Raw genomic sequence first — 20722 nt, forward strand, 5'->3', positions numbered from 1 at the left:
CGCATCACATGTGCATTGCCGGTGCCTGGTGTGCCTGGCTTCGTTGCTGTTCGTCCACTCGCTGATGCTGGGCCAGCAGCTGGTCGCCCACCTCCGCCATGCGCTGACCCTCTGGCGATCGGGAAAACTCGAGGGCGATGTGGTCAAGCTCCTTGCTGTCGCCGGCTAGCAGCGCTGCATAGGCCTTGTTGACGAAAGGATCGTTGAACGGGCCGCGCTCAGGGTCACGCGCACTTCGGCGATCCTCGGCATCAGGAGCTGAGGCTGGACCGGACGGGACAGCGCTGCCAGGCCCGTGCCCCTCCTCGACCACCCGCCCGTGCCGCTGGTCGTCCGGACGGTGCGGATCTGTCGGCGGCCCGCCCAGGGTGATCCCCAACTGACCGTTCCGGAAGTTCTCGATCACGACCGGGTCCCGCAATACCGGATCCGAAGCCAACGTATCGGTGACCGAGAGGGTGTTGTTGTCCAACGCGTAGATGAAGCGTCCGTCTTCGCTGCGATAGGTGTCGACGGGATCCGATGCCGCCCGCGCGCCACCTGTCAGCGCCTGCCCGCCCCAGCGCACCTCGCCAAGACCGTCGCTGTCCATCACCGTGTCGCCCGCTTCGATCACGTAGGTGTCCCGGCCTTCACCGCCTTCCATCCGGTCGCGGCCCTGCCCGCCGATCAGGACGTCGTCTCCACGATGCGACCGCAGCGTGTCGTTGCCGCCATCGCCGACAAGCAGATCGTTGCTCGCGATCTCGATGTTGCCTTGCATCCTGCGGGAGTCGAGGGTGACGGCATGGTTCTCATCGACGTCCTGAAGGGTATTGTTGCGCTGGTCTTGGCGAAGACGATGGCCGGTTCGGAGCTCTCTACCAGGATCAAAATGGATAGCCGTCGTTGCAAAGTCCTCGCTCTGCAGACGATCAGCGAGATCAGGATTCTCGACTCTGAGATCTTCGAGAAACCTGTCTCTGGCTGGCTCCAAGACAGCAGCCAATGTCTGAACTTGCCCGTATTCTTGGACTAGATCGGGATAATTGTTGTTGGCCTGCGCGATAGCGTTGCTTCGTGCCGGGTTGCCGTCCAGATCGACCCCCCAATTGCGCTCGTTCTCGAGAATGTCGTCGCGATGGAGCTGGAACATTCTGTAGACGCTGCGCGCCTCTTCCGACGACACATTCGACGGATCATTGTAGAGACCGAAGATCTCGGCTTCCATGTTGCGCCGGGCGCGCAACCCAAGCTGCACGTCCGGATCAGCGTTCGTCCCTCGGCTGTTGTAACGCAGTTGATACCATGCTTCCGCGCGATCGCCATCCGTGACGGCATCGTTGAACCCCTGCATGTGGGTTTCCATGCGCCCCTGGCCACGGTTGTATGTAAGTGACACAACAACCGCACGCTCATCGGAGAATGGCATCTCCAGATTCGTAGCCGGGCGTTCATATGTCGGAAGACTCGCGTTCTCGAGCAAGCTTCGGGCCTCTTCGCGCGTTATCCGCACATCGAACCCGAGCCCGAGTGCCGTCTTCTGTCCATCTGGCGCCCTATCGATAGCCATCAACTGCTGGCGCTCGGTCTGAGACAGCTGCACACCGGCCCTGTCCCACAGTTCAAGATTGTTGTTGCGATTGAACGTATAGCCAAAACCAATCGTCGCCTTGCCATCCTCCGCGTCGTATGGCGCGGCACGATAGCCTTCGAAGTTCTGGATCATTACGCTCGCCCGGCGCCGATACTCTTCTTCCGTCCGCTCGTGGTAGTCGATGGGCATGCACCTTCTCCTTGGCTTGGTTTGTACTGTCTATCCACTTGGGGTGAACGAGAGCTGCCCTAGCGCTCTCCAGGACATGCGCCCATGCCTTTCACCCAGAGGATGCGCGCCTTGGTGGCCGTTGTCTTGCAGGAACTCAGGAGCATGGGGTACATCGAGCCCCCTTTATCTTCTTCCGTCTCTTCACTACAGATCCGGTCACGCTCCGCCTTCCAGGCAATGTGCGCTCCATCCATCTCAGCTCGACATTCCGGCACCACCGACGCCCGCTTCGCTTCCCGTTGGGCATCCAACTCCAGTTCCGCAGCGACAAGGTTTCGAGACGCGCAGAGGGTCATGGCGAGCTGTGTGCGCGAACAATCACCCAGCAACACCCGCAGTTCAGAGGCCGGAATTCGGCTACGGGCCGAAAGTTCTTCCATCACCCTGGATTGATCCAGACCGGCGGCCCCGGACGCAGGGGCGGCCTGGCCAGTGGGCTCCTCCGACACGGGTGTGCTGGACGCGCAACCAATCAATCCAGTGCAGGAAGCGATCAGAGAAAGTGCAAACGCTTGGGCTGTGAATCTCGAGACTGCCATGGGGTCCTCCTGACCTCTTCCTGACGATGGGCAGTCTGCCAGAGATGAACGTGGACGTGGACGGCTGCCTGTCCGACAGTGCCGCGATGACATGCGGCTCTCCGGCAGATGGCGTTGAAAGGCGGGCCGAAGCCCGCCTCGGGTCTGCATCGCGCGCCGGGTTACGCCGCCGGTTCGGGTTCGCGGCGTCGCTTGCGGTCGAAGCGCGCGCCCAGTGATTGCCGCAGAGCGTCCAGGCCTTCGCCGCGGCCGGCGACTTTCAGCAATGCGTAGCCTTCCAGCGAGGCGACCATCAGGTCGCTGCCCAGGGCCATTTCGCTGTCGGCCATGCGCTCGTACAGGCGTTGCACGCGCGCCAGGCGCGGACGCAGGGCGTCCAGCGCCGCCAGGTCGGCGCGGTAGGCGTCCACGTCGAAGTTGCGCGGCAGCACCTGTGCGTTCTCGGCCAGCACGATGACGGCCTGACGGCAGAAGGCTTCGGACTTGTCGCCCATCTTGGTGAGTTCGCGGCGTTCGTCGGGGCTCAGGCCGATGAGGTCGGTCAGTTGGCCTTCCAGTGCGGTGATGATGGCGTCGAGGGAATTCAGGCGGTCGACGTCCCACTGCAGGGCGATGCGGTTCTGGCTCATGGTCACTCCTTGATCCACGTTGGGAATACCGGCCGGGATGGCCGGCCCTGGCAGGCTAGCGCGCGCCGCGCGCGATTGCCTCTCACATTCGCAGTGTGAGATGCGCGGTATGCCACGTGTCAGCGGGGAGCGACGGGGTGTCGGGCGTGATCGATGGGGCTCTGAGTGTGAGCGATGGGGCTCGGCGCGCGATCGATGGAGCTCGGAATGCGATCTGCCGGGCTCAATGTGAGACAGATGGCCTTCTGAAAGCCATCGATGGGGCTCTGAGTGTGATGTCCCGGGCTCGTTGTGTGATGTGCGGGGCTCGGCGTGCCATTGATGGCATTCCGAGTGTGATGTGTGGGGCTCAATGTGAGACAGATGGCTTTCCGAAAGCCTTCGATGGGGCTCGGTGCCTTGCGGGTGGGGCTCGGAGGGCAATCGATGGCGCCAGGACTGCGATCCGTCGTGGAGCTGTGTGGCACGCGACGCGTAGGGTGGGCCCTGGCCCACCGCGCACATCACGCGCGGCGAGGTGCGAACCAGCGGCGAACCGAAGGCAGGAAGAGCATCGGTACCACGGCGATGCGCAGCAGGGACGATAGGCCGGTAAGCCACTCCGTGGTCCACATGCCACGGCGCACGAACATCAGCAACACGAAAGCGGAGAGCACGGTGGTGATCACCAACCAGACTCTCGCCCACCGCCATCGACGCCACAGGGCGAAGCACATGGCGAGGCAATAGATCCCGTTGACCAGGGCGATGGGAAGGAAGAGCTCGACCGTTCCCAGCGCACTTCGCCACATCGACGCCACTTCCAGCGCGTAGTGCGCCAGGTAGCACGCGAGTGTCGCCAAGAGCGCCGGAGGTACAGCTGGGTGCTCCAGCACGGGAAGCGGCGCATTTGAAGCCTGGTAGGGATTGGGGAACTCGCTCATTGCGCCACCGCGCCCGACCGCGTCTTAGCCATCAGTGCCTCGGACAGCAGTGCTTCATAGAATTGCAGGCGGATGCGCATCAAGGTGGCTGCCACGATGATCAGCCACAGGAGGATCAGGAAGGCGGCGATCAGCAGTTCCCACGTGGGCATGTCGAGAATGTCGCCGACATTGCGCAGGAACAGATACGCGGCCACCAGGGCCGGCAGCACACCGAGGCGGTCGAGTCCCCCAGCCAGTAGACCCAGCTTCGCTACGAGTTGGCGATGCGCCAGTGCCACCATGCACTGGCATTCGGTCAGTGCGTCTGTCGGCTGCTGGCACAACCACGTCATGATCGCCTCGAATTCGGGGCGGTCGTGGTCGAGCTGCTCCGCCTGTTCCTGCCGCCATTTCCACATGGAGGCGACCAGCGTCCAGAGTTGGCGGACATACACCGGCAACCACGCCACCACCATGACGGAGAAGCCGATCTGCACCATGGTGATCATCCATGGGGCTGCCGGAATGAGGCGGACCAGGACAAGGGGGATGAGCGCGACAACGAGTCCCGCACCACCCACCATGTTGGCGATGCGGTAAAGCGGTGGGGTGTTGAGAATGCCTGCCGGGCCATCAGGCACGGCGCGCAGGCGGCGCTCCAGTTCGGTGAAGCTGAGTGCGTCGTTCGTCGGCATGGCACGGCCCTTGTGGGAATGGTTAGCTGCGTGGGGCTATCACAGGCTCGTCGAAGCTGGTGCCGCAGCCGGCGCAATAGTTCATGCGGCGGACAGAGCCAGAAGTACGGAGGTTGAGCCAGGTGGTGTAGCCGCCCACGGCACTCTTGCAGCGTGGGCACGCAATGCTGCGCGAAAGGACCAGGCAGGTCAGGTAGCCCAGTATGAAAACAAATGCGGCCGCGCTGTAGACGGCCCAGGCCGACATACCGTGAGCGAGGATCAAGCCGGCGGCGAGCACCAGGCAAGAGGTGCCGATACCGAGGTAGCGCGCCTTTTGCCGGCGCAGGTAGTCGCGGATGGTCATGCCCTTCCCCAAGGCCTATGCGCTGGGACTATGCCACGTGCTGTCTCATCCGTCAGGCGGTCACAGCGGCGACGATGCCGTCGACGGTGTCGGCCAAGCCGTCCCGACCGATGGGTAGACCGGCTTCGCTGTTGAAAGCCGATTCGCTCAGCCAATCTTGCGCGCGCAGCGATGGATCATTGCTCTGTGGGCCAGGGCGGCAGGGGCACCTCGCGCGCCTTCATCACGCCCTGCCTGACGATCTCGTAGGCCTCTTGCACGGGAATGCCCTTGAGGCAACGGACTTGGCCGTCCTTGATGCGGTAGGTGTCGGGACGCTCCTTCCACCAGGACTGCATCCGCTTCCACGCTTCCCGCGGTACTGCGTCACGCCGGGCGACGGGCTCAGCGAATGTCAGCGGTTTCGCGCGATGGGATAGCGCCTCGTCGACGCCCCGGTAATCCACTTCGCCGCAGGCCGCCCATTGGCCGTTCGTGGTGCGATGCATGGGAACGCCCTGGTACTTGTGCAGCCAGTTGCCATCGTCGGTGACGGCGACGAACAGCAAGGCATGCGGGGTGTTGGCGAAGGCGGGGAAGCCGTAGTGGTCGGCCACTTGGAAGGTGACCTCGGTGTTCGCCGTCGTGCCCGCCACGGGCTGCACCACGCGATAACGGGCGCGGTAGAGGTCGTCCATGAAGATGCAGCCCGGCGTGCCGGTGCGCTTGCGCTCTTCCTCGCAGGGGTCGGGCATGGGCTCCATGGAGACCAGCTCTCCCACGAAGACAAGCGTCTCGACGGTTCGCTCATCGGCAGGTTCGGCGACGGCGGGCAGAGCCGTCTCGAAGACCGCGAGCAAGCCGACAAGTACGCTGGCACTGCATGACTCGAGAATCAGGGCCCTCCCCAGCGCTTCATAAACTCGATGCGTCATGGCTTTGCTTCGCATGGTGTCACCATCCAGAGCGACGAGTATCACTCCGCTTAAGTCATCCTACGTGCTACTTATCAAGCTAGTGAGGGCCGGTCGTTAGATAGCCGGCACTTCGCACTAAAGGAGCATAACTAGCAAGCCGCGTATCTCCCCTTACTTGGCCGTCTACTACATCGATCGCTAGCACCCTTGGATACGAATAGCCATCGAATCGAGCGTGCTGCCGAAGAGCATCGTTCTCCATCACGCTCATACGCATGTACTCATGGATGACCTCACTAAGCGTTGTCGACGCTTCCCGCTTGTCATGACCGAAGCGATCGGTCGTAGCCATGTACGGAATTTCAACGTCGAGCTTAAGACTAGCCACAACAAACCGCTTGATATCTGCCTTAGGCACGCCGCCCATTACCCACCGATCAAGCATTTCTCTGTTTGTTCGATACAGCGACGCCAAGTAGTAAAGCCAAAGCAGATGAACAGACCCCTCAAGAGAGGGATAGACCTCGCATATCAACGAAACCGTTTGCTTTTGGCTGCGAATATCGCTTGGCATCATGGCTCGAGCGACAAGCCCCCAGGGCTTCAGCGCCTTACCTTGAGCAGCCCGGGGAATACCCTTCACGTCATCCGATTTCACTAGCGCGGCGAGGCGATCCTCCACCACCATCGCTATTGCGTCCGCAGTTGGAACTGGTAGCGAGTATTCTTTATCGAACATTCTCCTCAGGTAGCCGCGCCCATCGAACTCGGCGCCATAAACAGCTCGAACTGAGTTTTGAAGCTGGTCTATGTTTGTTGATATGACATAGACAACGCCTGATATCCCAAAAATATGTTTTACCTCTTCCAGCATCTTCAAGGCGTAGGAAGGTCTACACCGATCAAGCTCATCGATAAAGACGAACAGCGGGAGCGAAGCACCGGCGCTTTCACTAAGGAGACTGATCAGCCCGGTGAGATTCTCTTTAAATTCGGCAACCGCCTTCTTGCGAGTGCCGTGAGCCTCGATTGCCTTCTCAAACAACTTATCAAGTGCACCGTCCACCACCGCATCAGCTGAAGTTGCGCCATCCTCTTCATCGGTTGCGCCGAACGACTCAATAACGTCATCGACGACAACTCCCGTAGCCTTCTTCACTAACCCTTTGGCTATAACGCCCGCAGCGGGGAGAAGGGCGGCGCGCAAACTCCTAACTGTTTGCTTCGTCAGATCACTTGCTGAAGTTGCCAAACCCTTGCTTCCAGGAAGCCTTCTCCGCCACTCATCAAGGCCACCCAGGATCTCTGCCATCAGGGCGACCGACGCCTCTTCGCCCAGATCATTGGCCCAAGCATCAAAGTAGACGACAGGATGGCTTGCAGCCCGAAGATCCTTCATCCACTCCTTCACAAAGAACGTCTTGCCAGCACCCCACTCCGCATCCAGCGCAACCGTCAGGCCACCCTTTCCTTCGCCTGTACTCGCAGACGACAAGTTTGTCAGTGCCACTGATAAGAACTGAGCGAGGTCCTTCCGCTCCAACGTATCACGAGCCCACGATACTTGCTCAGACATACATAACCTCTTCACCGTAGACTTCGTTTGTGCAGCCCGACTAGCGCCTGGCCGCCATTGAGATCAACGGACACACCCGACACTTCGGGGCGTCACCGGATAGCAGTCGTCCGCGGACTTTCCATCCAGCGGGCAGTAGACGTGATTGGACCGCGCCGTGATCTGGGTCCAAGCGTTGCCGTCGCGATACAGCAGCGTGCCGCCGGTGCAGCGGTAGCCGGGCGGGATGGGATGGATGACGGGCGCGGGACGGGGTGGCGGGACGGTGGCCGTGCGGATGGCGGCCTGCATCTCGCGTTCCAGCTTGGCGGTTTCCTGCTGGATCAGGCGTACGGCTTCTTCAGCATCGCGCCGGGCCTGGTGGCGCTCGTAGGCATTGAAGATCAGCAGCGCGACCAGCACGCCGACGCCGACGGCCACGCCGATCTTCCAGGCAAAGCCTTCATTGCGATGGGAAGCGGTCGGCAACGACGGGCCGCGATAGGTGCGTGGACGAAACTCCACGTCCTTCAAGTCCTTGTCGAACCTGGGCTCCTGACGTTCCATGGCATCCCCTTGCCTTATCGCCCCGATTTTTGGGTATCGCTTCTTTCAATCCAACCTACGCGCCACTTCCCGATGTTGGGGTTCGCAAGCTCACCCCAACCTATGGTCATCTCTACGAACACACCACGACAACGTTGGCGCTACTCGTCGCGGACCCCGAGGTCGAACTCGGTCTGTTCGTAGCCATCTTTGTGGTCGTGCACCTTAAGTATCGTCCGCTGAATCTTGAGCTTTGAGCCCGCACGCGTCTGCGTGAACTTTACGTCGCAGATGAGCACATCGCCCTTCCGGAAGGATTCGCCGTTGTCGATGCGGGCGATGAAGTTCTCGTCCTCCATTGCGTACTGTAGCGAGGCCTCGCCGTCCCACATCGTCCACTTGTGCCCGCTGCCGTCCTTAAAGCTGGGCTCCTGGATCGTGAGACCCATCTCGATCGTCTGCTCGACGATCGGAGTTTCGTCAACGATGGCGTGGAAAAAGGGCGCATCTTCTTGGGTGGCAGCGGCTATCTGCCGCCCCTCCGACTGGATCTCGATCTTGTTAACGCCGGGCTTTGATAGCGCCTCGCCTATGAACTGGGCGGCGGCTTTGCCAGCCTTCTCGTCCATCGTCAGGTTAAGGGACTCCGTCTGCACGATAATGACGTTTCCCTTGACGTTGGTCACGGTGACGTTGTTGCTCTGGTCGGTGTGCTCGACCTTCTGCGGAGGCTCGCCCTTCAAGAACTTGAAGAGGTCCAATGACTCCTTTATTGCCGTCAGTACGCTCCGCACGTCAGGCGTCGCCGTGAGCACGGTCACCCCAAGTCCGACGACTTGGAACATCAGGTCCGTCTCGAACGAGCCGTGCTGGAAGGCCTTGACCTCAGCCTTGACCTCAACGTCCCCGTAGAGCTGCTTGGTCGCGGCGACCACGTAGTTCGAGAAGGCCACCATGTTTGCGGCGGCCGCATAGACATCCATCGACCCATCATCGACGGACGGACCTTTGTACGTCAGAAGGATGCCCACGCCGGGCTCCTCGTGTTGCTCAACGATCTGCATCCTGCATCCCCTCCGTGTCAGCCCTTGCGACTGAAGCCCCCTTGGGAGTTTTGCACGACCGGTGCCTGTGGGCCACCGGTGGCATGTCAGTGGGTCGGACCGCCCAAGCCCTTGAACGGGAAAGGGACGGCGGTCAGCCACCCCTCCCCAATGGCGCCACCGCAATGGCCCGAGCGCAGGGTACCCGAACCGACCGCCCAGGCAGCCGCGATGGCGTCCGCCCGGCGGGCGTCGGCTAAGCTCTCCCTGGACAGGTAGCAGCAGTCCATCGGCCCGCAATAGTGGAAGTCCATCCGCTGGGCGACGGCGTCGCTGTCGCGCGAGGGGAATGGCAGTGATGGGCCAGATAGGAGCGCGGACGGAACTCCACGTCCTGCATGGCCTTGTCGAGCCTGGGCTCCTGACGTTCCATGGCATCCCTTTGCCTTGTCGTCCCGGTTGATAGGTACGGCTTCGCTGCACCCATCCTAAGCACTAGGAACTAGCAGTACTTCTCCAGCATTGACTCACTCAAGCGAGCGCGCACCCACCCCAAGATGACCAAGTTTCTAATTGCGGTAGCCACTGCCTCATGCTTCTCAGGACTGTTCCAAGACTTCTTCCAGTCAATTATGTAGTCGTAAACCTGTTGCTCTTCTACATCAGCCCTCGGAACTTCCTTTTTTATTTGTCGGCAAGCGTACAGAACGGTCATCACCTCTTCCGCCTGCTCCGTGCTCTTAATGCGACTAAATAGATCGACTGTCTTCTCGATCTTCTTTCTATGAATTGCTATTTCGCCAGAGTACTTTGACCTGTCATGCAGGTACTCGGACCCTACTCGCAACGCAACCATCTTTCCGAGCGTCTCCTCCTGAATCCAGTTCCTGTTCGCAAAATCGTGTAAGACAAGCTTCACATCATCAGAGAACGGGCCGTAAGACCCCTTACCAAATGAAAGACCCGTATCCACACCCATTTCAGTCACGAGATAGCAGATCTTCTGAAAGATCGTTCGTCCGACCGGATTCGCGTAAGGCTGTTCCTGAAGCTCGCGAAGAACTTCCATAAGCACAACCCACTGAGAGTTGAGCTTCTTCTGTCTACTACCCTTTCCCTCCAAGGACATTTGCGAAGGAGCCGCCAGAAACTCCTCAGTCAATTGATTCTTAGGCGTGCCATAAGGCGCATAAAGCTCCACATCGAGCGATTCGTTGCGCAACTTCCTATAGATGAGAGGCCCAACCTCTTTCCAATCCAGACCGCCGTTGCCGCATCCTAGCGGCGGCATCGCGAGGCTGGTGACCCCCCATTCCCTAACGTGGCGCACAAGATGATCAAGTCCTCGCTCTATGTCCGCCAATCTCGAGGACGAACGCCAGTGATCCTTAGTAGGGAAGTTGACAATCATCGTCCCAGAAAGATCACGATACAGATATGGCTCGCCCAAACGAACCTCTCCGCGCCCACACCGGCGCTCGTAATCTTCGAACATGGCCGGATATCGCTTCTTGAATACTTCAGCGACGCCCTTACCCATCACGCCAACGCAATTGACAGTATTGACCAGCGTTTGCGCGCCGCTCTCAAACATGTCACCAATCGTGGTCGTGAACATAGCCATACTCCGCGTTCTTAGCCGAAGAATAGTACCTTATCCACCGTTATGGGCGCCCGAAATCCCTCTTCACGCAGCCGGGCTTCTGCCCGCGCATCTATCACATAAGCGCCCACTACATTCGCGGGCGTCACAACGTGCGGAATCAGCACTTCAGCACACTTCCTGGATTTGTGCCGCCACTCAGCAATCTGGTCGTCAGGATGCTTCCAGCTCAATGCGAAGATGTCATCAAAGTCCAACTGCCGCCATTGCGCGGGCGCGAGGAATCTCACGTACTTGCCGGCCGCGTTCTGATCGGTAATTACGGCGCCCTGAATTTTAAGCACCGCCGTTGAAACACGAAGCACGCAGAGAGAGGCAGCCTCATTGAGGCGCTTGTATAGCATTGGATTTCTTGCATGGAAGTATAGATTCGCATACTGATGCAATCGCAAGCCACCTGGGACCTGCTTCTGATCACGAAGATCCTGTACGGGTTGCATCGCTACTGATTTGTGCGCCAGCTTCGATGCACGCTCGTATGAAAGTATGCCATTCGCCTGAATCGACGCGATGTTGGACATCGGCATGATGCACTGAAGCTCAGTTACACGTGAATCCATTGCTGAGCACCCTTAATTCATGCGGCTTGGCTGATGCTCGATCAGCCGCTCACCCGCACTTCGAATAACCACAGTTCAAGCACGTCGCGCACCCATCCATGATCACGAGCGCCTTGGTGCTGCACTTGTGGCACAGGGTTGCAGAGGGCGGGAAGCTGGCGCCATCGCCGGTCACGGCGATGTCCTCGGCGGCGCCCAGGGCGGGCGCGGCCGGTGCGGCGGGCGCGGCGGCGGGGGCCGCGCTTACGTCAGCGTTTTTTTTTGCGCGGTCTTCGTACTGCTTGCGCTTCTCGGCCAAGATGGCGCGCTGGTGCGCACTCATTTCCGGATCGTGGATCAGGCCGATCGACTTCATGTGCTCTTCCACGATGGCGCCCAGCTCCGCCACCAGCGACGGCATGTACACGCCACCGGCCTTGAAGTAGCCGCCGCGCGGATCGAACACCGCCTTCATCTCGTCCACCAGGAACGTCACGTCGCCGCCCTTGCGGAACACCGCCGACATGATGCGCGTCAGCGCCACGATCCACTGGAAGTGCTCCATGGACTTGCTGTTGACGAAGATCTCGAACGGACGACGCAGCTCGTGCTCCGTGCCGGCGTTCAGCACGATGTCGTTGATGGTCACGTACATGGCGTGCTCCACCAGCGGCGACTTGATCTTGTAGGTGCTGCCGATCAGGACTTCCGGGCGCTCGATGCGCTCGTGCATCTGGATGATGTTGTCCTGCGGGGTTTCCTTTTCCACCGTCTCGCGCGCCACCGACGCCGTGGGGACCGGCGCTGCGGCTTCGCGCGCCTTGTCTTCCGGGGTGAGGACGCTGTAGCCCTTGATTTTCTTGTCGATCTTGACGGCCATGACGGGAGAATCCTGTTCGTGTTCTGAAAGTTGTCGTCGATGGGCGGGGCCTGGCCTTCCGGGCCGGCGACCGCCCCAACCCTCCCCCGGACCCGGGGGAGGAGGGGTGAAGCATCAGGTCTTACTTACGGGCCGCTTTTTTCGCGGCTTTCTTCGGGGCCTTGCGGACGGCCTTCTTGGCCGCTTTCTTCGGAGCGGCTTTCTTCGCCGCCTTCTTCACGGGCGCCTTGCGGGCGACCTTCTTCACTGCCTTCTTGGCCGGCGCCTTCTTGGCGGCGGCCTTGCGGACGGTCTTCTTCACCGCCTTCTTGGCCGTGGCCTTCTTGCTGGCCGCCTTCTTGGTGGCCTTCTTGGCGGCCGACTTCTTGGTCGCCTTCTTCGCGGCCTTCTTGCCGGTCACCTTCTTCTGCAGGCTGGCGGCTTCGGCCTTGGCGCTGGCACTGGCCGCGGCCAGCGTCTTCTTCGCCTTGGCGACGGTCTTCTTCACCGCCTTGGTGGCCTTGTCGGTGCGCTTGGCCACGGCCTTCTTCGCCTTGGCGATATCGGCAGTGACCGTCTTGCGCGCCTTCTTGGCCGCCTTCTTGGCCTTGGCGACCGTCTCGCTGGCGGTGGAGGCCACCGCTTCGCCGATGCCGGCCACTGTTTCCTTCACGCTCTCGGCGGCGCCGGAAAGCGTCGCCGTGACACCATTACCGTTGCTCATGCTGCCCTCCTTGTGGGCGAGGTTGTGACGCTGCCGATGCTATACCCGATGGCGCGGGGTGGAACGGTGAAACCGGTGAATCTTTGGTTCAACTTTCTGGAGCCGCTCTCCCCGCGGGCGGGGATGGTGGCCTCTCCTTCTCCCCACACGCGGGGAGAGGTTCTTGCCTCTCCTTCTCCCCGCGAGCGGGGAGAAGGTGCCGAAGGCGGATGAGGGGCCGCTTTTCGCATGGAGCAAGAGCAGCTCGCTGCGCTCGCTCCCCTCTCCCGCCCCTTCGGGGCACCCTCTCCCACCCGGGGAGAGGGGTAAGACAGGTGCCTCAGAACTTGCCGTAGTAGCCTTCCTTCAACGCGTCGAACAGGTTGGCGGCGGTGTGCATCTCGCCGTCGTACTCGATCTGCTCGTTGCCCTTGACCTCGATGACGTTGCCGTCTTCCAGCTCGAAGCGGTAGGTGGTGTTCTCCAGATCCGCTTCCTTCACCAGCACGCCCTGGAAGGCGGCCGGGTTGAAGCGGAACGTGGTGCAGCCCTTCAGGCCCTGCTGGTGGGCGTAGCGGTAGATGTCCTTGAACTGCTCGTACGGGTAGTCCGTGGGCACGTTGGCGGTCTTGGAGATGGAGCTGTCCACCCACTTCTGCGCGGCGGCCTGCACGTCCACGTGCTCCTTGGGGGAGATGTCGTCGGCGGCGATGAAGTAATCGGGCAGCCTGGCGTCCGGGTCGTCCGAGAACGGCATGGCCTTGGGGTTGACCAGCTCGCGGTATGCCAGCAGCTCGTAGGAGTAGACGTCCACCTTTTCCTTGGACTTCTTGCCTTCGCGGATCACGTTGCGGCTGTAGTGGTGCGCGAACGAGGGCTCGATGCCGTTGCTGGCGTTGTTGGCCAGCGACAGGCTGATGGTGCCGGTGGGCGCGATGGAGCTGTGGTGGGTGAAGCGGCTGCCCACTTCGGCCAGCTCGTCCACCAGGTCAGGCGCGACTTCGGCCACGCGCTGCATGTAGCGGCTGTACTTGGCGTGCAGCACCTTGCCGGGGATCTCCTGGCCGACCTTCCAGCCGTCCTTCGCCATTTCCGGGCGCTGGCGCAGCATGGCGGCGGTGACGGTGAACAGCTCGTCCATGATCGGCGCCGGACCCTTCTCCTTCGCCAGGGCCAGGCCCATTTCCCAGCCGGCCACGGCCATCTCGCGGGCGATGGCTTCGGTGAACTCGCAGGACTCGGCGCTGCCGTACTTGTGCTTGAGCATGGTCAGGGTGCTGCCCAGGCCCAGGAAGCCCATGCCGTGGCGGCGCTTGCGCAGGATCTCCGCCTGCTGCTGCGGCAGCGGCAGGCCGTTCACTTCGACCACGTTGTCCAGCATGCGGGTGAACACGCGCACGACTTCCTTGTATTCCTCCCAGTCGAAACGGGCCTGGTCGGTGAAGGGGTCGCGCACGAAGGTGGTCAGGTTGACCGAGCCCAGCAGGCAGGCGCCGTACGGCGGCAGCGGCTGCTCGCCGCACGGGTTGGTGGCGCGGATGGTCTCGCACCACCAGTTGTTGTTCATCTCGTTGACGCGGTCGATCAGGATGAAGCCCGGCTCGGCGTAGTCGTACGTCGAGACCATGATCATGTCCCACAGGTGGCGGGCGCGGATGTGGCCGTAGATCTTGCAGGCCACCAGGCCGTCGTCGCGGACGATGTAGTTCTTGTGGGTGGGCCACTCGCGCCAGACGACCTGGGCGGCGTCCTCGATGTCGATGTCGCCCTTCTCCTTGATGTTCACCGGGAACACCAGCGGCCAGTCGGCGTCCTGGTCCACGGCCTGCATGAAGCCGTCGGTGATCAGCAGCGACAGGTTGAACTGGCGCAGGCGGCCGTCTTCGCGCTTGGCGCGGATGAAGTCCTTCACGTCCGGGTGCGAGATCTCGAACGTGCCCATCTGCGCGCCGCGGCGGCCGCCGGCGCTGGAGACGGTGAAGCACATCTTGTCGTAGATATCCATGAAGGACATCGGGCCGGAGGTGTAGGCACCGGCGCCGGCGACGAAGGCGCCCTTCGGACGCAGGGTGCTGAACTCGTAGCCGATGCCGCAACCGGCCTTCAGGGTGAGGCCCGCCTCGTGGACCTTCTCCAGGATGCCGTCCATCGAGTCCTCGATGGTGCCGGACACGGTGCAGTTGATGGTGCTGGTGGCCGGCTTGTGCTGCTGGGCGCCGGCGTTGGAGGTGATGCGGCCGGCCGGGATGGCGCCGCGGCGCAGCGCCCACACGAAGCGCTCGTACCAGTAGGCGCGCTTCTCGGGGGTGGCTTCGGCGTCGGCCAGGGCGCGGGCCACGCGCTGGTAGGTGCCATCGATGTCGGCGTCCAGGGCCTCGCCCTGCTTGGTCTTCAGCCGGTACTTCTTGTCCCAGATGTCCTGGGACGCCGGCTGCATGGGGATCAGGGTGGGCTGTTCCGTCTTGACCGCCTCGAGGCGCACCGTACTCATGGTTGTGTTGTTCTCCTGAAAACGACTGGAACTTGGCTAATGACTGTGGCGGGCGGGCCTGGGCCTGCCCCGGTATCTCATCGCGGACCCGGACGACGGGGACGCCGGCGCGGGCCGCCGCACAGGATGCGCTGCCCGGATGGCCGGATTGTGGTGGTGGGCCCTGACGTTGCCGTGCTGCCCACTGCGTCCCTCGACCTCATGCGCCAATCCCCAAAGGCGCCCGATTTCCCAAGCGCAAAGCCCGACGTGAAACACCAGTGCTTGGGTCCGCTTCGTGCTGGACCGCAACATCTTGTGTCCGCACGAAGCCGTCAAACTACGCCCGGGGGTGCCCCCTGTCAACCGGATTGACATGACAATTGCATCGCCCTAAACCCACCGTCCGTCGTCGCCCGGTGGACCCGGCCAGGGCGGCGCGGTGGGTGAACTTCATTGCCGGTTTAGGGGTCCGTGCGCAGACTCATTCAGGTTCCGCGGGACGCCCCTGGCGCCCGCTCCCTCCGACGCAACGAGCTGCCGACCGACCATGAAGAAAGCGCTGCGCCCGTTCCCCACCCTGATCGCCCTGTCCGCCGCCGCCGCGTTCGGCGGGTTCGCCGCCACCGGCCTGAACGACCTGCTGCAGAAGCCCGCCAACGCCGCGCCTGCCGCCGCGGCCGCCGTACCGGCCGCTGCCGCCCTGCCCACCGCGGTGGACGGGCAGGCGCTGCCTTCGCTGGCGCCCATGCTCAAGCGCGTCACCCCCGCGGTGGTCAGCGTGTACAGCCGGCAGACCGTGCGCGTGGCCAGCCCGCTGGGACCGTTCGGCGACGACCCGATCTTCCGCCGCCTGCTGGGCATTCCCGACATGCCGCGCGAGCGGGTGGAACGCGCGCTGGGCTCGGGCGTGATCGTGGATGCCGCGCGCGGCTACGTGCTGACCAACCACCACGTGGTGGAGAACGCCGACGGCGTGTCGGTCACGCTGAGCGACGGTCGCCAGGTGGAAGCCGAGTTCATCGGCTCGGACCCGGACACCGACGTGGCCCTGATCCGCATCCCCTCCCCGAACCTGACCGCCGTGCCGATGGCCAACAGCGACCAGCTGCAGGTCGGCGATTTCGTGGTGGCGATGGGCAACCCCTACGGCCTGGGCCAGACGGTCACCTCGGGCATCGTGTCGGCGGTGGGCCGCAGCGGCATCCCGGTGGCGGGCTACCAGAACTTCATCCAGACCGACGCCTCGATCAACCCGGGCAACTCCGGCGGCGCACTGGTCGACCTGCAGGGCCGGCTGGTCGGCATCAACACCGCCAGCTTCAACCCGCGCGGCAGCATGGCCGGCAACATCGGCCTGGGCTTCGCCATTCCCATCAACATGGCGCGCGGCATCATGGAGCAGCTGATCGCCAACGACGGCGTGGTGCGCCGGGGCACGTTCGGGGTGGAATCGCAGGACGTGGACGAGCGCGTGGCGCGCGGCCTGGGCCTGGACCTGCCCCGTGGCGCACTGGTGACCCGCGTCTACCCCGGCTCGGCTGCGGCCGAGGCCGGACTGCAGCCCGGCGACGTGGTGCTGGCGGCCAACGGCCAGCGCATCGACAACCGCGCGGCGCTGCACAACTTCGAAGGCCTGCAGCCGGTCGGCACGCGCGTGGCGCTGGACGTGCGCCGCGACGGCAAGCCGCTGCAACTCAACGTGGCGCTGAAGGAGGGCGCGCGCAGCGCCGACGGCGCCAGCCTGGATCCGCGCCTGGCCGGCGCCACCCTGAAGGAGATGGACGAGTCGGCGCGGCAGGCCGTGCGCGGCATGATCCGCGGTGCGCAGGGCGGCGTGCAGGTCGGCAACGTGGCGCGCGACAGCCGCGCATGGAACAGCGGCCTGCGCCCGGGCGACATCATCGTGGCCAGCAGCAGCGGCGAGTTCGGCGACCTGCCTGGCTTCCGCGCCAGCTTCGAGCGCAAGCCGGCGCAGCTGGTGCTCAATATCCTGCGCGGGCGCGGCACGGGCCGGCTGCTGATGCAGTGAACCAGGGCAGGAGTGAGTGGAGAGGAGTGAGAAGTGAGGAGTGAGTGCCTTGCCCCGCTGTCCGCTCACTCCTCACTCCTCTCCGCTCACTTCTCGCCCGCCCCCCATCTAACAGCCCGTTCACTCCCGTGCATTAGAGTGGTCCCATCCCCCGCCTGCAGGAGACACCCATGAGCATGCCCACCAACACCGATGCCTTGAAGTCCAACCTCGGCGAAGCCGGTTCGCACCTGGCCTCGGCCGCCGCGGCCGCTGGCGAAGCGATCAAGGGCGCGGCCAGCGCCGCCGGCGACGAACTGCGCCTGGGCAAGGCGAACGTGAAATCCGAGCTGGCCGACCGCGCGCTGTCGGGCATCGCCGCGGCCGAAGCCGGCGGCGGTGCCGCGCGCGAGCAGGTCGACGCGCTGATGGACAAGGGCCGCGACCTGATCGACAGCGCCGCAGACCTGATCCGCGAGCGTCCGCTGGCCTCGTTCGGCGTGGCCTTCGCCGCCGGCTGGATCATCGCCAAGCTGGCACGCAGCGGCGGCGACAAGTAAGCCCGCCGCGTGAGCGACGCGCCCCGCGATACAGACACCCCCGCGCCGCCCAACCTGGCCGACACCCTGAGGGACGTCGGTGCGGCGGGCCGCGCGGCGTTCGGTTCGGCCAAGGGGGCCGGCCGCGCGTTCCGCGGGCTGGTCTCCGCCGATTTCGCCCTGGCGCGTAGCGCCTTCGGGCGTGCACTGGCCTGGGCGTGCGTGGCGATCGTGTTCGGCGCCTCGGCGTGGCTGCTGGTGACCGGCGCGCTGATCGCGCTGATGCAGCGCTTCGGTTTTTCGTGGTTCCAGTCGCTGTCGGTGGCCGCGCTGCTGAGCCTGGCGGTCACCGCGTTCGCGGCCTGGAAGGTGGGGCGCTACTTCGACTACACCGGCATGCATGCCACGCGGCGCCAGCTGTCCAAGCTGGGCCTGTTCGACGAGGACGCCGCCATCGACGACGACCCGCCCCCTGCCGGCACCGCGCACGATCCGCGCGCCGCCGACCACGGAGGCGCGTGATGCGTTTCGAGAAGCTGCTGCAGCACGTGCAGCGCGCCGAGCAGCGGGTCGAGCTGCGTGCCACCCACGCGCAGCTGCAGTGGGCCACGCTGAAGCAGGCCTGGCGCGAGGGCTGGACGCCCGGCCGCATCGTCATCGCCGGGCTGGTCAGCGGCTTCCTGGCCGGCCGCGCCGAGCCGCTTCGCGCCATGAACGGCGCGCGCTGGATGCAGATGTTCACCGCGGTCTCCAGCTTCCTGGCCACCGCGCAGGCCGCGGCCGCCGCCGAGACCGCCGAGCAGGCGGCCGACACCGCCCAGGAAGCGCAGGAACAGGCCGACGTGCAGGCCGACGAGGAGCCGCTGGTGGACGAGGCCTTCGACGAGGACGAGATCGTGGTCACCGCACCGCGCCCGGCCGAAGCCGCGACCGAGCTGTCCGAGCGCTGAAGGCTCCCAGGGCTGCTGTAGGAGCGACGTCAGTCGCGACCGCACGCCATCCATCGCGGGGAAAGCCGGCCGTTCTTTTTCCCAGACGCGCTGCGGCGCGTTCACCCTCTTGCATACGGCGCCGCTATCGGGGCGCGCTCGCGACTCACGTCGCTCCCACAGGGGACGTTGCACAATCGCGCATCCTTCCGGCGGCCACCTGCCCATGAGCACACCTGCCCCACCCGACGCGCCCGCTGCCCCCGCTCCGCCGCCGCCTCGCCCGCGCGCCTCCGCGCCGATGCTGGTGCTGGCCACACTCGCCGTCGGCTACACGCTGTGGGCCGCGCAGGACCTGCTACTGCCGGTGCTGCTGGCGATGTTCTTCGCCCTGGTCGGCAACCCGATCATCCGCGTGCTGCGCCGGCTGTACGTGCCCCGCTTCCTGGGCGCAGTGATCGTGCTGATCGGCGGCATGGCCGTGACCGGGCTGCTGGCGCAGAAGATGCTGCCTTCGGCGATGGAATGGGCGCAGCAGGCGCCGCGCGAGATGCGCCAGCTGGCGCCCAAGCTGCGCGAGCTGACCAAGCCTGTGCAGGACGCGAACAAGGCGGCCGAGAACTTCGCCCGCGCCGCCGCCGGTACCCAGACGGGCCGGCAGCCGCAGGTGGTGCAGGCCACGCCCGACGATCCGTACGGCAAGCTGCTGGCCACGCCGCGCGTGCTGGCCTCGCTGCTGGCGGTGGTGCTGCTGACGTTCTTCTTCATGGTGTACGGCGAGAACCTGCAACGCAACGCCATCGCGCTGCTGCCCGGGCGGCAGCAGAAGAAGTTCACCGTGGAGATCCTGCACTCCATCGAGCGCGAGGTATCGCGCTACGTGCTGACCATCAGCATCATCAACACGGTGGTGGGCCTGGTGTTCGCCTGCGTGCTGTACCTGCTGGGGCTGCCGTTGGCCGAGGCGCTGCTGTGGGGCACGATGGCGGCGCTGCTGAATTTCGCGCCGTACGTGGGGCCGCTGATCGGGATCGTGGCGATGCTGCTGGTGGGGTTCATCAGCTTCGAGGAGCCATTCCAGTCGATGCTACCGGCGGTGGCGTACCTGGTGCTGCACACGATCGAGGGGCAGATCGTCACCCCGATCATCCTGGGCCGGCGGATGGCGCTGTCGCCGCTGGTGCTGATCCTGGCGCTGATGCTGTTCGGGTGGCTATGGGGGATCATCGGATTGTTGCTGGCGGTGCCGCTGCTGGTGTGCGTGAAGCTGGTGCTGGCGCGGGTGGAAGGGATGGAAGGCTGGGCGCGGTTGTTGGAGTGAGCGCGGTGCTCTAAGCCCCTCTCCCGCCGGGAGAGGGGTTGGGGTGAGGGGCAACGAAGACCGTTTGTTCGATCTACCTCGACTGTCGCGACATCCACGATGGCGCTTTCATTTCATGGTGCCTGTCGGGATGGATCTTCTTTTTCACACATGGCGCCGCTCGCCGCGGGGGCCCTACTTTTCTTTGCTTGTGCAAAGAAAGAATCAAAGAAACACACCCCAGGCGGCACGCCCTGCGCTGCGCTCCGGGTCCGCGAGCGGGCCGGGAATTTCCGTAAGGCACATCCCTGTGCCATACGGAAACGCCGTCATCCATGACGGCGCCCTGCGGGTTTTGCCCGACCCACTCGCCGTGCCTCATGGGGACCCCGAAGAGCCAGGGCAACGGCGTGCACGCCGGATCTGTCCGTGCGGGCTTTTGGGGCGCCTTAGGTCCGGCAGTCCCGGCGGGTAAAACCCGCAGGGCGGCGCACAAGGATGTGCGCCGTTTTCGGCCGGGGCAGGAGGCCCCGTCCGAAAATTCCCGCCGGGACTGCGCACCCGCCGCTTGCGGCGGGCGGGCCTCCCGGGGGGGGTTCTTTTGTGCACCTTTTTTTTCCCAACCAAAGAAAAGAAGAGAGTCCGCGGCGAGCGGCGCCCTGCTTGTCACCTGAGCGGAACTCCCCGCCGGCCCAGCAACCCCAAGCGGCGAGAGGCACTCGGGAGGGTGCCATCAACGCCAACGCCG

The 20722-nt window shown here is 63.7% G+C and carries 20 protein-coding genes; 5 read left to right on the forward strand and 15 right to left on the reverse strand.

From position 1 onward, the window contains the following. Positions 1-4: 4 nt before the first annotated feature. From CSC76_RS14240 to CSC76_RS14310, 15 genes are all read right to left on the reverse strand, one after another. Positions 5-1765 (reverse strand): glycoside hydrolase family protein, encoded by a 1761-nt coding sequence (locus CSC76_RS14240; RefSeq protein ID WP_162110657.1) that lies wholly within the window; start codon positions 1763-1765, stop codon positions 5-7. Between the two features lie 59 nt (positions 1766-1824). Continuing rightward, positions 1825-2187: a lysozyme inhibitor LprI family protein gene (locus CSC76_RS14245; RefSeq protein WP_162110658.1), complete on the reverse strand. Its 363-nt coding sequence runs from the start codon at positions 2185-2187 to the stop codon at positions 1825-1827. Between the two features lie 320 nt (positions 2188-2507). Continuing rightward, positions 2508-2975 (reverse strand): hypothetical protein, encoded by a 468-nt coding sequence (locus CSC76_RS14250; protein WP_162110659.1) that lies wholly within the window; start codon positions 2973-2975, stop codon positions 2508-2510. A gap of 503 nt (positions 2976-3478) precedes the next feature. Beyond that, positions 3479-3898 (reverse strand): hypothetical protein, encoded by a 420-nt coding sequence (locus CSC76_RS14255; RefSeq protein ID WP_162110660.1) that lies wholly within the window; start codon positions 3896-3898, stop codon positions 3479-3481. Further along, positions 3895-4575, reverse strand: a complete 681-nt coding sequence (locus CSC76_RS14260; protein WP_162110661.1) for a hypothetical protein — start codon at positions 4573-4575, stop codon at positions 3895-3897. The genes CSC76_RS14255 and CSC76_RS14260 overlap by 4 nt, the downstream gene beginning before the upstream one ends. Before the next feature lie 22 nt (positions 4576-4597). After that, positions 4598-4921 carry a hypothetical protein gene (locus CSC76_RS14265; protein ID WP_162110662.1) on the reverse strand — a complete coding sequence of 108 codons (324 nt, stop codon included), beginning with the start codon at positions 4919-4921 and terminating at the stop codon, positions 4598-4600. Between the two features lie 176 nt (positions 4922-5097). Next, positions 5098-5850: a hypothetical protein gene (locus CSC76_RS14270; protein WP_162110663.1), complete on the reverse strand. Its 753-nt coding sequence runs from the start codon at positions 5848-5850 to the stop codon at positions 5098-5100. A gap of 64 nt (positions 5851-5914) precedes the next feature. Continuing rightward, positions 5915-7393, reverse strand: a complete 1479-nt coding sequence (locus tag CSC76_RS14275) for a KAP family P-loop NTPase fold protein (RefSeq protein WP_162110664.1) — start codon at positions 7391-7393, stop codon at positions 5915-5917. 63 nt (positions 7394-7456) lie between these two features. Continuing rightward, positions 7457-7939, reverse strand: a complete 483-nt coding sequence (locus tag CSC76_RS14280; protein ID WP_162110665.1) for a hypothetical protein — start codon at positions 7937-7939, stop codon at positions 7457-7459. 140 nt (positions 7940-8079) lie between these two features. Then, complete coding sequence (locus tag CSC76_RS14285) at positions 8080-8982, reverse strand: LAPAL motif-containing putative phage structural protein (RefSeq protein WP_162110666.1); 903 nt, start codon at positions 8980-8982, stop codon at positions 8080-8082. Between the two features lie 481 nt (positions 8983-9463). Next, positions 9464-10579, reverse strand: coding sequence for a type II toxin-antitoxin system antitoxin DNA ADP-ribosyl glycohydrolase DarG (darG, locus tag CSC76_RS14290; protein ID WP_162110667.1), 1116 nt, complete (start codon positions 10577-10579; stop codon positions 9464-9466). A 17-nt stretch (positions 10580-10596) separates the two neighbouring features. Continuing rightward, positions 10597-11145, reverse strand: a complete 549-nt coding sequence (locus CSC76_RS14295; protein ID WP_162110668.1) for a DUF4433 domain-containing protein — start codon at positions 11143-11145, stop codon at positions 10597-10599. An 88-nt stretch (positions 11146-11233) separates the two neighbouring features. Next, positions 11234-12043: a TSCPD domain-containing protein gene (locus CSC76_RS14300; RefSeq protein WP_162110669.1), complete on the reverse strand. Its 810-nt coding sequence runs from the start codon at positions 12041-12043 to the stop codon at positions 11234-11236. 121 nt (positions 12044-12164) lie between these two features. Beyond that, positions 12165-12746, reverse strand: a complete 582-nt coding sequence (locus tag CSC76_RS14305; RefSeq protein WP_162110670.1) for a hypothetical protein — start codon at positions 12744-12746, stop codon at positions 12165-12167. Between the two features lie 319 nt (positions 12747-13065). Beyond that, entirely contained in the window at positions 13066-15216 is a 2151-nt protein-coding gene (locus CSC76_RS14310) for an adenosylcobalamin-dependent ribonucleoside-diphosphate reductase (protein WP_162110671.1), read from the reverse strand. 541 nt (positions 15217-15757) lie between these two features. On the opposite strand from CSC76_RS14310, the gene CSC76_RS14315 reads away from it, so the two are divergent. From CSC76_RS14315 to CSC76_RS14335, 5 genes are all read left to right on the forward strand, one after another. Next, on the forward strand, positions 15758-17227 hold the full coding sequence (locus CSC76_RS14315; RefSeq protein WP_162110677.1) for a Do family serine endopeptidase: 1470 nt from the start codon (positions 15758-15760) through the stop codon (positions 17225-17227). A gap of 176 nt (positions 17228-17403) precedes the next feature. Next, positions 17404-17766, forward strand: coding sequence for a hypothetical protein (locus CSC76_RS14320; RefSeq protein WP_202923540.1), 363 nt, complete (start codon positions 17404-17406; stop codon positions 17764-17766). A 9-nt stretch (positions 17767-17775) separates the two neighbouring features. Next, positions 17776-18267: a phage holin family protein gene (locus tag CSC76_RS14325; protein ID WP_162110673.1), complete on the forward strand. Its 492-nt coding sequence runs from the start codon at positions 17776-17778 to the stop codon at positions 18265-18267. After that, the gene (locus CSC76_RS14330) at positions 18267-18695 is read left to right on the forward strand and encodes a protein sip-5 (RefSeq protein ID WP_162110674.1); all 429 of its coding nucleotides are present in this window, start codon (positions 18267-18269) and stop codon (positions 18693-18695) included. The genes CSC76_RS14325 and CSC76_RS14330 overlap by 1 nt, the downstream gene beginning before the upstream one ends. Positions 18696-18900: 205 nt before the next feature. Then, on the forward strand, positions 18901-19995 hold the full coding sequence (locus tag CSC76_RS14335; RefSeq protein WP_162110675.1) for an AI-2E family transporter: 1095 nt from the start codon (positions 18901-18903) through the stop codon (positions 19993-19995). Positions 19996-20722 lie beyond the last annotated feature (727 nt).

Source organism: Pseudoxanthomonas mexicana, assembly GCF_010093385.1.
Lineage (GTDB): Bacteria > Pseudomonadota > Gammaproteobacteria > Xanthomonadales > Xanthomonadaceae > Pseudoxanthomonas_A > Pseudoxanthomonas_A mexicana.

Coding starts and splice junctions, on each gene's coding strand:
- CSC76_RS14250 (WP_162110659.1), bottom strand. CDS start 2,975: ATGAGCCAGAACCGCATCGCCCTGCAGTGGGACGTCGACCGCCTGAAT.
- CSC76_RS14295 (WP_162110668.1), bottom strand. CDS start 11,145: ATGTCCAACATCGCGTCGATTCAGGCGAATGGCATACTTTCATACGAG.
- CSC76_RS14275 (WP_162110664.1), bottom strand. CDS start 7,393: ATGTCTGAGCAAGTATCGTGGGCTCGTGATACGTTGGAGCGGAAGGAC.
- CSC76_RS14335 (WP_162110675.1), top strand. CDS start 18,901: ATGAGCACACCTGCCCCACCCGACGCGCCCGCTGCCCCCGCTCCGCCG.
- CSC76_RS14310 (WP_162110671.1), bottom strand. CDS start 15,216: ATGAGTACGGTGCGCCTCGAGGCGGTCAAGACGGAACAGCCCACCCTG.
- CSC76_RS14280 (WP_162110665.1), bottom strand. CDS start 7,939: ATGGAACGTCAGGAGCCCAGGTTCGACAAGGACTTGAAGGACGTGGAG.
- CSC76_RS14320 (WP_202923540.1), top strand. CDS start 17,404: ATGCCCACCAACACCGATGCCTTGAAGTCCAACCTCGGCGAAGCCGGT.
- CSC76_RS14245 (WP_162110658.1), bottom strand. CDS start 2,187: ATGGAAGAACTTTCGGCCCGTAGCCGAATTCCGGCCTCTGAACTGCGG.
- CSC76_RS14330 (WP_162110674.1), top strand. CDS start 18,267: ATGCGTTTCGAGAAGCTGCTGCAGCACGTGCAGCGCGCCGAGCAGCGG.
- CSC76_RS14305 (WP_162110670.1), bottom strand. CDS start 12,746: ATGAGCAACGGTAATGGTGTCACGGCGACGCTTTCCGGCGCCGCCGAG.
- CSC76_RS14300 (WP_162110669.1), bottom strand. CDS start 12,043: ATGGCCGTCAAGATCGACAAGAAAATCAAGGGCTACAGCGTCCTCACC.
- CSC76_RS14240 (WP_162110657.1), bottom strand. CDS start 1,765: ATGCCCATCGACTACCACGAGCGGACGGAAGAAGAGTATCGGCGCCGG.
- CSC76_RS14270 (WP_162110663.1), bottom strand. CDS start 5,850: ATGCGAAGCAAAGCCATGACGCATCGAGTTTATGAAGCGCTGGGGAGG.
- CSC76_RS14260 (WP_162110661.1), bottom strand. CDS start 4,575: ATGCCGACGAACGACGCACTCAGCTTCACCGAACTGGAGCGCCGCCTG.
- CSC76_RS14265 (WP_162110662.1), bottom strand. CDS start 4,921: ATGACCATCCGCGACTACCTGCGCCGGCAAAAGGCGCGCTACCTCGGT.
- CSC76_RS14255 (WP_162110660.1), bottom strand. CDS start 3,898: ATGAGCGAGTTCCCCAATCCCTACCAGGCTTCAAATGCGCCGCTTCCC.
- darG (WP_162110667.1), bottom strand. CDS start 10,579: ATGTTCACGACCACGATTGGTGACATGTTTGAGAGCGGCGCGCAAACG.
- CSC76_RS14285 (WP_162110666.1), bottom strand. CDS start 8,982: ATGCAGATCGTTGAGCAACACGAGGAGCCCGGCGTGGGCATCCTTCTG.